This is a genomic window from Coriobacteriia bacterium, assembly GCA_034370385.1.
GTDB lineage: Bacteria > Actinomycetota > Coriobacteriia > Anaerosomatales > PHET01 > JAXMKZ01.
Map to the genome: position 1 here is coordinate 1 of JAXMKZ010000032.1, position 9,920 is coordinate 9,920.

Sequence of the window (9,920 nt, forward strand, 5' to 3'; positions counted from 1 at the left end):
GGATGTCCGGGTTCTGACGGAAGAGGGTGAGATGCTAAGGCACCTCACCCTCGATCCGACCAAGAACTATCAGGCCATCGGTCGTGCCGATGTGTCCACGATGTCGTGACACATCTGTCCACGATGTCCTGAGACATCACATGGTGCGCCTCGCAGGATTCGAACCTGCGACCTCCCGGTTCGTAGCCGGACGCTCTATCCGCTGAGCTAGAGGCGCGCGTGCCGCCTTCGCGGCTTGCGTATCCTGCCACCGCCGTTGCGCGCTGTCAACGCGCCCGGCGATGCAGGAGTCGATGTCAACTGGCGGAGAGTGAGGGATTCGAACCCTCGATGGGGCTTATAACCCCATACTCGCTTAGCAGGCGAGCGCCTTCAGCCGACTCGGCCAACTCTCCGCGGCTCGCAGGTGGCCAGTGGCTACCCGCGCGCGAGACGACATGGTACCCGCGAGCCGCGCGGGCGACAAGCGCGGGCACGAGCTCGGGCATCAGCGGGGCGACGTTTTAGGTGCAAGCGGCCCCCTGTGCGCGTCGAGGATCGGCCCTGCGCTAGGGGACGGGGCCGCCGTTCGTCACATCGGTGGGCCCTTCAGCAAGCCAGCACAACCGTTCGCGCTCCCTACTGCGCCGTATGCACAGTGGGGGTCGTCTCATGCGAGGGCGAGGGGGTCTCATTGCGTATATTACATTCATGCGCATGCGCGAGGGCGCGTGCATCGATGCCAGGGATCGGTTCGGTCACGGCCCCAACGCAGACATAGGGGAGATCGCCCGAAGCGGCTTGCCGCGTCGGGTTCTTGCGCGCTGCGGCTTCTTGCCTAGTTTCGCTATGAGATGAGGTCAAGGTCATGAGCACCATCCGTCTCAACACCGCCGCCATCACCGCCGACGCGCTGCCGTACCGGCCGCTGAAACGGGGTCCCCACCTGAGCGAGGTGCTTGATGGCCTTGCCGGCGCACCGGTGATCGTGAGCCGTCGTGATGTGCTCAAGGCCGCTGGCGTGGCCGCTGTCGTAGCGACGGGGGCGGTGTCGATTCGCTCGCTTGAGCCGATGACGGTACCGGAGGCGGGCGTTGAGGCCCGCGGGGCATGGCTGAGAGCCGGAAGTCACCGCACCTCACTCGATCCCGCGGCATTCGGGGGGTCCCCGAAACTCAACCTGTCGCACAACGGTGATTGGCGTGCCGTCCTTGCCGACGCGCTGTTTCCCGGCACGGCGATTCCAGCCGGCATGCAACTGCATCTCGTCGGTCAGGGCATTCTCTCGCGCTTGCGAGTGTTCCATGACCTTGGAGGCTTCGCCGCCGAAGTGTCGCTGGCCTCCTGGCTTGCTGGCGAGGAGTCGGCGACATCCCGAGTAGACTTGTCCGGCGAGTCGTTCGACCTCGGCCGAGGCGTCGCGCTCAGTTTCCTCTCGGCGGCCCATGCCACCCTGCTGCCGGACTGGTCGATGCGCGTTGAGGGCCCGGGAGTCGCTCGAATCACGGGGCTTGGCGCCGACCTGGTCGCCGACGCGGTCAAGATCGGGCTGGCGGGCGAAGCGGCGAGCCTGTTGTCTCGTCACGTCGCGCGGCGCGCGTTGATCACGATCGAAGCGGCCGGTCGCACCTGGACGCTGCCTTCGCCGGAGCCCGCGGCGAGCGGAGCCGTGGCGTTTGGGCCCGGAACGTTCGACACCCTGACCGTCGAGGCGGCGGAGACGCGTGCGGGGGCTGTCTATAGCGCGTTCGTCGCTCAGTCCTCGAATGGAGGCACGGCGACGTTCGTCCCGGGCATGCGCGGTGCGGTCGAAGATGCCGCGGCACTTGCTCTGACGGGCGTGCGCTACGCGCGCCTGCTTGACGGGGGTGCGGGCTATCACGTGGCAGCCAGGTTCTCCGAAACGCCGGCGTGGCTTCCTGCCAACGGTCAAGCACTGCTGGTCGGTGCCGCGGAATGGTCGCCGCCGTTTGAGATGACGGCGAGAGAAGGCGTGACGCGCATCAGCGCGCAGCCGGCGGTACGGGGGTTGATGGCACCCTTTGAGGGCGCGCTCGCTACTCCGATCGCTTATCCGGCGCAAGCCAGGGCGACGGTGAACCTCGGGGACCCGGTGCGCACGGGATCATCTTCTGCGAGCGCGATCCTGGCGCCCGGCGTGGGCCTCGGTCCGATCATCGACCTTCCGATAGGCATCGGGCCGCTCCCCCTGCTCTTCGGGTCCACCGTGTCCGTGACTCGTCCGGACGACATGCTCACGTTGCGTTTCGAGTTCTACAACATGGCGATCGTCACGGATGGCGGCGTGACCAAGCTCGTCCGCGACAACCTTCGCAAGACGCCGTACGTGGCCGTCTACTTCCCGCCTCAGCACATCCTCGAGCAGGCGATCAAGGACATTCCGGCGAGCATCGTCGCTCAGCTCAAGACGCCCTTGAAAGCCTACCTCTCCCAGCCGTCACGCCTCGTCTTCCGCGTTTCGGATGAGCGCATCAAGAACGGAATTCCGTATAACCTCAACGGCCTTCTGGACTGGAGCGGCTTCACCCACTACGTCGTGCCGGCCGCGAAACGGGTCTCGTCCTCGGACGATCTCACGGCTCAGATGCGTGAACCCAAGGTGGGCTCGCTCATCGATGAGACCCCACCGGAGACGTCGCTCGAACTGCCGTGGGGACTCATCCTGTCTCCTTACGAGGAGGAGTGGTGGTCTCACCGGAGGATCGCCTTCACCAGCAAGGGCCGGACTGAGTTGTGGCACACGCGCCTGCGTGGGGGGTTCCTTCCTGTGGGGTTCGGGGCGCTGACGGCGTCAGATTCCGTCGGTGCCTCGGCAATCGTCGGTCCGGGAGTCACGCTGCCGATCGCCTATGATCCGGGCGGACTCATGGATGTGATCGATCCGGGCGCAATAGGCGTGATAAGTCCTGGTGACCTTGCCCCCGGATTCAGCTTCGTCGAGATGAGGCCGACGCTCAGGGCAGTGTGGGGTCGCTTGTACCAGACGCGGCTCAACTCGCCCAATTCCATGGCACTGTCAGCGATGCCCCGGCAGGATCTATGGCGCAATAGCTTCACCGACGGCACGCTCGCCGACCCGCCGGGCCTCGTCGCTAGCGATGACATCGGCGGAATCGGCAACCGGTGGAGTGTCATCGACCTGACAGGCAGGTACCGCGAGGCGCCGATTCAGGTGAATCACCTCATGCTCACCGCGCTGGGCGCGTGGCTCGACTCCCTTGGTGTTTGGGACCTCCAGTCGATCAAGGCGGATGGCAAGCGGGTCTTCGGCGACGTCAGCAAATGGGAACACCGGATGACGATGGGCCGGGACCAGTTCGTCAAGATCGAAAAGATCGGGCGCATGTTCCCGTGGGGTCACCGGGCGGTCCAGATGACCATCACGGAGCGCCGCGTCGACGCCGCGACGGGTCTGGCGTTCTTGGGCCAGAAGTCCTTCATCGTCATCAAGGAGCCCGTGCGCACGTACTCCCAGGAAGGCACGCTGCTGAAGAGGCGGATGCCGTTCTCCAAGGTCGAGATCAAGACCAAGGTCACCTCGCAGATCAACAGCAGGGTCATCACAGGGGTAGGGACCGGAACCGCGTACTGGGTGAAGTCGGTCGACACCAACAGCGACTACCTCTTCAAGTGCGAGGCCACCGACTGGGACGGCGTCGTCCACAAGTTCGAGACGCCGATGATCTTCATGTTCGATACATGGTCGTCGAACTACGGGGCGGCCCCCACGAACACCGCCGCAAACGTCGTCATCGACAAGTGCGCCTCATCGGTGCGCGGCGTGCAGGTCCAGATGATCGGTCAGAAGGTCGCGTTCGCGAAGGCGACGGGTAGCGCCAGCGACAAGCGCGTCATGCCCACGAGCTGGATCCGCTTCGACGGCACGCCGTCCAACCCGACCACCACCGTCGGCGATTCGCGCTTCGAGCCCCTCATGTTCCAGGCCAGTGTGCGACTCGATGCGATCGAGGAGCTGACGGGTTCCGACGCGGGCACGACGATCCGGATCGCCGACATCTACCGCGACTCGGGCTACGGCGGCGGGAACTCCGCAGGGCGGGTCTTCGCCGAGATCGTGACCGCCCCGCCGGTTCAGTTCCCCGCAGCGCTGTCCGGCGCGCTCGCAACGCCCATTCCGGAGTTCACGGGCATCAGCGCCACCAAGGGGACGTTCGGCGGCGACCTCGGGCTTATGGGCTCGGGCAAGTTCAAGCCGGAGGACTTCTTTGACGCGGTCAACGCCAAGCTGCTCGGCGGCATCACGCTCAAAGACATCATCGGCGTCGTGCTCGATCAAGCCGTTGGTGCCACGTCCGGGATCAACGAGATGCCGGTATTCGAGAAGATCCTCGATACGGCGGTCACCAAGACGCTGACGATTCGCTACTCGTGGAGCACCAACATCAAGCGGAGCTTCACGATCTTCCTCGCTGGGTCCGGGTGCAAGCTCGTTCTGACCGCAGAGGTGAAGAAGAGCCTCGAGGACGGGGCCGCTCCGCCGGAGTATCTCGTCAAGGGCGAACTCGTCGACTTCAAGCTGCATCTGGTGAAGGGCGTCTTTGACGCGATCATCCTCTCCTTCGACAAGATCAGTTTCGAGTCGGTGAACGGCGCGTCTCCGACGGTCGATCCGCAGATCAGCGACGTCGAGTTCGGAGGGGACCTGAAGTACCTCGCTAAACTCGCCGAGTATCTGGGCGCGCTGGGTGGCGGGGGAGGCGGCAGTTCGCTCGCGGTACGCGAAGGGGGCGTCAGCGCCTCGGAAACCCTCGTGGAGGCCGGCCCGCTCAAGATCGACGTCACAGGCGCAGGCGTCAAGGCCTCGCTCACCATCGCCATCCCCGATCTTGCCATCGGCGTGTTCAGTCTCAAGAACATGTCGTTCTATGCGGCCTTGATGCTGCCGTTCAACGGGGATCCGGTCACCCTGGACTTCGCGTTCTGCTCGAGGGAGAACCCGTTCGAGATCATGGTCATGGGCTTTGGCGGCGGCGGCTACGTGATGATGACGTTTGATCCGGAAGGCATGAAGGCGCTTGAGATCAGTCTGGAGTTCGGCGCCGGTACGTCGTTCGGGATTGGCGGCATCGCCTCGGGCATGGTGGAGATCAAGGGCGGCCTGAGCGTCCGGTACGAGCGCGTCGGAGACAGCGAGAAGCTCGACTTCGTCGTGTTCATCCGCATCCACGGTGAGCTCGACATCCTCGGCCTCATCTCTGTAACGCTCACGTTCTATCTCGAACTGCGCTACAAGACGTTCCCGAAGCAGTCGAACCCCTCAGTCAAGGGCGACGAGCTCACCGGAACGGCCACCCTCACCATCGAGATAGAGATCGTGTTCTTCTCGATTTCGATCGAACTATCGGTCACCAAGACGTTCGCGGGGGACGACCCGCGCTTCGGTGACCTCATGCCAACCCAGACAGACTGGGACTCATACTGCGAAGCCTTCGCACCGGCAACGTTGGGGGCGTGATCGAAGTGGCCAGGACTCAGACGCTCATATGGACGGCTCTGCCGACCGGCTTGACCAAGCCAGACGCGCGGGGCAATCAGAAGCTGCTGCTGTCGGTCTTCATGTCGCCGCGACTGGCAACGACTCAGCCGATGGGCGTCATCGCCCAGTTCCCGGACTTCGAGGACTTCCAGCAAGACGGGGTGAACTGGGCAGCCACCTCCAACGGGCTGTCGTTCGCGGTGGAGACGAGCAATGCCGCGTCGCCAGAGGTGAGGCGCAGCTATGCAGCGACGCGCGTGAGCGCGGCCGCGGAGCCGGCGCTGTGGGACAGCTTCTTCGGGCCGAACATGCCGATCAAGCGTTACGAGTTCAAGAACTTCGCAGGTGTCGCGATGAAGACCTTTGCGACAACCAGTGTCTTCAACACGCTCAAACAGCAGTACGTTGCGGTGGGTGCGACGCCCTCGCTCGCGTACAAGGTGCCGACCATCGCGAAGCTCATCAACATACCCGGCGTGGTCAACCCGCCGTTCATCAACATCCTGCCGACGCCGATCATCCGCACGAGCGCCATCACGGCGCTTGCGGCGGCGCCCCCCCGGGCCCAAAGCCCCGCATTCAACGCGTTTGAGCAGTTCCACAGGCCCTACGACATCCCGGACACGTTCGTCGCCCCGCCGATTCCGCCGATGGACTTCCACCGCGCGTTCTCCGCGCTGGGAAGCTACCCGGCGCTCATGAGGCGGCTGGGGTTCGTCGTCGACGTGCAGGTGCCGTTCAACTCGGCGATGGCGGGCACGAGGAGGGTGCGGGTCAAGGTGACGTGGCCGGACGGTCGTGCGGCCACCAGCTCGATCACGGTGCCCCACGACGGTCAGACGCTCTCGCGGCGAGATGCGGCGCAGTGGACCGCAGTGGATATGGCAGTGACGCGCGTGGCGCCGCGACGCGTGACCAAGTTCCGTATCGCATCGCGAGACGGGTACGTGCGCGACGGCTACCTGGTTGCGCGCTCTATCACGAAGCCGGCCTCAGATCCGGTGAAGCTCTACAACGTCGATGTGGATCTGGCGGCATCACGCCTCGTCAACACGGCAGTGAACGCCTCCGACATCATCAACAAGCAGCTGGTCACCACGTTCGGTGCGTCGGCGGTTGAGGAGGGCAGGGTTTCGGCCTCGCAGGTGCTGGCAGTCGCTAACACCGAGCCGATGGGTTTGCCAGCGCTCGGCCAGCCGGTGATTCGCATGGCGGTCGGCGGGTTGTCCGACCGCGTCAAGGCCCAGTTCCAGCGTTCCGCTCAGCTGAACGCCCAGCTGCTGGCAGGACTCGAGGACCAGACCGTCAACTACGCCGAGGATCTGACTCGCGGCTACCGCATCGACGTGTGGGACAGCGCGACCCGTCAGTGGCACCGACTATGTGGCCGTATCGGGACCTATTCCATCGGCAAGACGCCGATCGAGTGGTCAGGCAAGCTCACGTTCGATGATGAGGGGTGGGTGCAGCTCGGCGGCGTGTCGCGGCCTCAGGACGTGCACAGCGATGCGCCCCCGAACGAGATGCGCATACACGAGTCGGTATTTGACTGGGGCGGCTGGAGCCTCGCGGCCCCGCGCCCGGGAGTGCCCTTGTCCGAGCCTGATGGCGACGGCGTCTCCACACCCAAGGACACGTTCACCGATCCCGATGGCAACGAATCGGAGTCGGGGCACTATCTGCATCCGGACCTGCCGCTCGACGTTCGCTTCAAGGTTCCGCCGGGAGACCTGCCCAGGCTGCGATTCGGGACGACGTACCGCTTCCGCGCGCGCGCCGTTGACCTCGCCGGCAACAGCGTGCCGTTCACCAAGGGCACCGTGGCCGCGGACCCGGGTGGCTCCGGAGATTCGAACCCGCTCGTGTCTCGCGCGATCACGCACAAGCGCTATGACCCCGTGAAGCCGCCGATGGTCGTCCCGGTCGCCGAGCCCAAGCCGTCTGAGTCACCGTTCGTCATCGTGGTGCGCAGCTACCATGACCCGGTGACCGGTTCGGTCGTCACCGAGGACGCCGCGCGGCACATCACGCCGCCCCGCGTGTCGGTCAACATGGTGGAAGCCTGTGGCGGGCTAGAGACCTCGGCGTCGGGCAGGCCACTGGATCCGGCTTTGTGGAGCGTGCTGGCCGTGCGCGATGCCTACGATCCTCCGCAGAAACCGGATGGCAGCGCTACTCCGGTCGATCCGATCGAGTCGCCGGTGCCGTACCTGCCTGACCGATACGCGCGTGGAGCCGCATTCGCCGGACTGCCCGGGGTCGCGCAGAGCCTGACACCGCGCTCGATCGGCGCCGCGACCAAGGTGAGCGGCGTGCGTATTCCGCTATCGTCGACGAGCAGTACCACGGTCGCTTCGTTCCGCGTGGGTTTCGAGCAGAGCGGTGCGCCGTGGTACGACCGACTCCCGTTCCGCTTCACGGTCAAGGGCATCGAGGGAACCGATGGGCGACTGCCTCTGAGAGCCCTGCCCAAGCTGCCGACGTGGGCCGACTCCGGTCGCCGACTGGGAATCCAGCTTCCCAAGGCCGACGAGTACGTCGTGGGACTCAGTTCGTACCTCAACGCCTCGGACCTGCAGGTCATGGGGGTTCACCAGTGGACGATGGAGAAGTACGTGCCGAAGTTGGCGATGCCCTCAACGATAGCAGTCAAGGGGCTTTCGGCCTCTGCGACGCCCGCTGCTGCCCCGAAGATCAATCAAGTGCCGGTGGCTGCTTCCGCGAGCCTGTCTGCCGCTGCAAACGCGCTCATCAACGTAGGGCTCATCGGCCAGAACTGGCTGCTCTCGCCGAAGCAGGAGTTGACGCTGATCCACGCCGTCGACCAGCCGATGATCTCGCCGCTCTTCACGAACCGTGCGCACATGGAGCGCAAGGCCGGCGAGACGCACGCCACTCTGATCGACTGGATGCAGGTGCACGGGAAGAGCACGGTGAAGGTGGACGTGGACGCGGAATGGACGGAGAACGTCGACGACACGGCCAAGCCTGCGCCACTGTGGGGTCCGACTGCGGTCAAGAAGAAGGCGCCTGCCTTCAACCTCACGTGCGAGAAGAACCAGACGCGCGTTCTGAACTGCGGCCAATCGTTGCCGGGCGCGTGGAGGGGCGTGGCGTGGGGCGTCGTCCCGACAGCGGGCATGCTCGTGCACGACCGGCGCGTGGACACCAAGCCGCAGCGCCAGCATTTCGGGGACACGAAGCACCGCAAGGTCACCTATCGCGCCACCTACGCCACACGCTTCGAGAAGTTCTTCGCCGACAAAGAGGGGCTCACTTACACGCTGACATCACCGCCCAAGGACCTGCATGTGCCGAGCTCCGCACGACCGGTCCCGCCGTCACTCGTGCACATCATGCCTACCTTCGGGTGGGAGCGGAAGGGTACGACCAGCACGCGTAAGGGAGGGGGTCTGCGGGTCTACCTCAATCGGCCGTGGTTCTCTTCCGGAGACGACGAGAAGCTCGGCGTTGTGTTGTACCAGCAGGCTGCTGGCGATGCCGGTTGGAAGGGTGCCCAGCCCTTCGTGACGCAGTGGGGCGGAGACCCGCTGTGGACGACCCCGGGCAAGCTTCCTGCTGCACGGCCTCCGCTGCTCAGCTTCAAAGGGGTCTCGCGGCACGGGTTCAACCTCAAGCTTCGCGAGTATGCGGGAGCCAACGTCAGGGTCGCCGGCTACGATGTGGAGTACGACTCCGAATCGAAGCTGTGGTTCGCCGATATCGTCGTCGATCCAGGATCCGAGTACTTCCCTTTCATCAAGCTTGCGCTCGCGCGGTATCAGCCGTACTCACTGCCGGGCCTGGAGCTCTCATCCGTCGTGGTTGCCGACTTCGTTCAGTTGACGCCGGAGCGGTATGCAAACATGAGTGTCGCTGTCGACGGGCTCACCGTCACCGTCGCAGTCACGGGGCACAGCTACAGTGGCAACGACGCGAACAAGCGAGCCACCGTCACCATGCAGTTTGAGAAGCTGATCGCAGGTCGCGACGCGAACATCGGCTGGGCCGATGTTGGCGATGAAGTCGAGCTGACCAGACTACTGCCGACAGTCTTCCAGGTAGTCGCAGGAGACACGCGCACCACGTGGCGAGGTACTGCGAAACTGAGCGGCAAGACAGCGAGCGCTCAGTACCGTGTCGTGCTGAGAGAGTACGAATGGTTCAAGGAGCGCGGGCCCGTGAGCCCCGTTTCGCGATTGGTATACACAGAGACGATTCCGCTGGCGTAGCTCGCAGTGGACCGGCGGTACAGCGAAGCCCCCGCTGAGGAGCGGGGGCTTCAGACTGCTGACAAACCCCCGCCGATCTCCGGGTCGACGGGGGTTTGCCGTCTTCTGGGGCGGCGCACAGAATCGGCATATTCACTGGCAATATATGGGAGTTTGTGCTAGCCTTCTCGTGTGGATGCCACTCTTCCGGG

At 64.7% G+C, this 9,920-nt stretch carries 2 protein-coding genes and 2 tRNA genes; 2 read left to right on the forward strand and 2 right to left on the reverse strand.

Annotated features, from left to right (window positions below; translation table 11 throughout):
• Positions 1 to 141: 141 nt before the first annotated feature.
• Together U1E26_07510 and U1E26_07515 are read right to left on the reverse strand one after the other, a co-directional pair.
• Positions 142 to 217: transfer RNA gene (locus U1E26_07510), tRNA-Arg, on the reverse strand.
• A gap of 84 nt (positions 218 to 301) precedes the next feature.
• Positions 302 to 395: transfer RNA gene (locus U1E26_07515), tRNA-Ser, on the reverse strand.
• Positions 396 to 847: 452 nt separating this feature from the next.
• Here U1E26_07515 and U1E26_07520 point away from each other — a divergent pair.
• Together U1E26_07520 and U1E26_07525 are read left to right on the forward strand one after the other, a co-directional pair.
• Positions 848 to 5,476, forward strand: a complete 4,629-nt coding sequence (locus U1E26_07520; protein MDZ4169488.1) for a twin-arginine translocation signal domain-containing protein — start codon at positions 848 to 850, stop codon at positions 5,474 to 5,476.
• A gap of 5 nt (positions 5,477 to 5,481) precedes the next feature.
• On the forward strand, positions 5,482 to 9,729 hold the full coding sequence (locus tag U1E26_07525; GenBank protein MDZ4169489.1) for a hypothetical protein: 4,248 nt from the start codon (positions 5,482 to 5,484) through the stop codon (positions 9,727 to 9,729).
• The last annotated feature ends 191 nt before the right edge of the window (positions 9,730 to 9,920 follow it).

Excerpts from the sequence above, each read along its gene's own strand:
- U1E26_07520 (MDZ4169488.1), top strand. The coding sequence starts at position 848 with ATGAGCACCATCCGTCTCAACACCGCCGCCATCACCGCCGACGCGCTG.